The following is a 1,864-nucleotide window of genomic DNA, read 5'->3' on the forward strand; positions in this document are numbered from 1 at the left end:
TAGTCTCTTCATCTCCCCAACATCAAAATAGTCCATGGGAGCAAAAGAACATTGGTCTAAAATGAAATTAGGATTTGTTAAAATATTGCCCTTGATAGAAATTTTTCCAATCCGCAACTTTTCTTTTGGATCAATAATAACAGCCAAATCAAATGTCACGTCTTCTTCGCCCGTTAAGACTTGATCTATGTGAACCTCACTTTCAACAAATCCATGAGAACCATACAATGTCTCAATGCTGTCTTTAGCGAGGCGGACTGTTTCAGGAGAAAAGGTTTGTCCAGAGGCAATGCCAAAGCACTTAAGAAGATCATTCACCTTAAATGGGTCGTCTGAAGGAAGTTGAATATTGCCAATAAAATACTTCTGACCTTTACACACGTCAAAAACAAGCGTAATAGCACCGCTGTTGCCGTGCTCAATTGGTCTTAAGGTTACTTGCGCATCTGCATAACCGTTATTTTTCAAAATAGAAAGAAGGGTCAAACGATCCTGCTCAGCCTTCCTAGGGTCATAAAGACCAATGTGCAAAAGGAACGATGAAAAAGGATCGTACCTTTGTGAAAGGCGTACTGATGAAAAAGCTGAAAGATAATGATCTTGAAGCCCTATTACTTTGATAGCTCTAATATAGTAAAAGGTTCCCAAATCTACTTTGACAAAGAGGTCAACTGCTTCTTCTCCTACAGGGGTCTCATTTATTTCCATTTTGGCGTTTAAATAGCCTCTGGACTGTAGTGACTTAACAACCTTACGTGAGTCCCAAAGCAGCTTGTTTTTATCGAACCGATCACCCTCTTTGACAGGAAACAATTTGTCAAAGTCTTCTTTAGAAAATTGCTCTCTATTGCCTGAGATTGTTCCATGAAAGGAACGTATGAAAGGACGTATCTTTCCTTGAAAAACTATCGAAAGACCCTCTTCTTTTATAAAGAACTCCGGGATCAATTTTTCAAACTTAGAAGACAGTTTATTGATGTCATCGTTAAAAACGACAGGGTCAAATGCTTTACCTGGTTGACTCTTCATCTCAGATACGTATGAAGAAAGTTCCTCATCTGAGCAGCCAATAATCCCTTTCAATTGGATAGAGGATATTTTCAGCTCATTTGCAACCAAACCCCCGAAAAGACACCCAAGAAACATGTAAACAAAACAATTCTTTAAAGTTAGTATCTTCAATATTTTATCCCTACTCTGTCAACGCCCATACATCGTCTATAAAAATTCTCTGCCCAAATCATCTTATTAATTTCTGTTAGACCGCCACTTAATTTATTCTAATTACTACGGAAATACAAAACACAAAACTTGAAATGCTCGAAACAGACAACCCTTAACAACAGCATATCCCTTCTATTCTCTTTTTGACAAAAAAGCTGTGGCATAGTTCTGAGAAATAATAACATTTCTTTAATATTCATAACGAGAAACATACTATCAATAGCTATTGAATCAAGTTTATACAACTAAATTCAGAATACAACCTTAAGTAAGAAATACTACCAGGAAACAATAGATAGAAAAAACAAAGAAGAAGCCGTGTCGTTAAAAACGACTGTGAAAAAGCTGGATTTTCATATAAATAGTCTAAGTAACTTTATTAAGTCATGTTGACTAAATTTTTATTTAAAATTAGCAGCTACTCATTAAGTAGCTTGTTTTTGCGCCACAAAATAATTGAACCGACATAAACTTCTGCACGAGCTTTCTTTTTAGGTGTCACACATGTTTCTAGAAACCTTGAAGCCTCTTGTTGCGTTATGTAAGAGGAAGGGATTCATTTTCCCTGGTTCCGATCTTTACGATGGATTTGCCAATACTTACAGTTACGGACATTATGTCTGTCTTTTAAAGAAGAGGA

At 36.4% G+C, this 1,864-nt stretch carries 1 protein-coding gene; it reads right to left on the reverse strand.

Translation table 11 applies throughout. The features are described 5' to 3' along the window. Positions 1 to 1,182 (reverse strand): POTRA domain-containing protein (locus GCCT14_RS04675; RefSeq protein ID WP_157952627.1); only part of this gene is annotated, 1,182 nt, incomplete at its 3' end. Between the last annotated feature and the right edge of the window lie 682 nt (positions 1,183 to 1,864).

The sequence above is a fragment of the Candidatus Similichlamydia epinepheli genome (assembly GCF_003056015.1).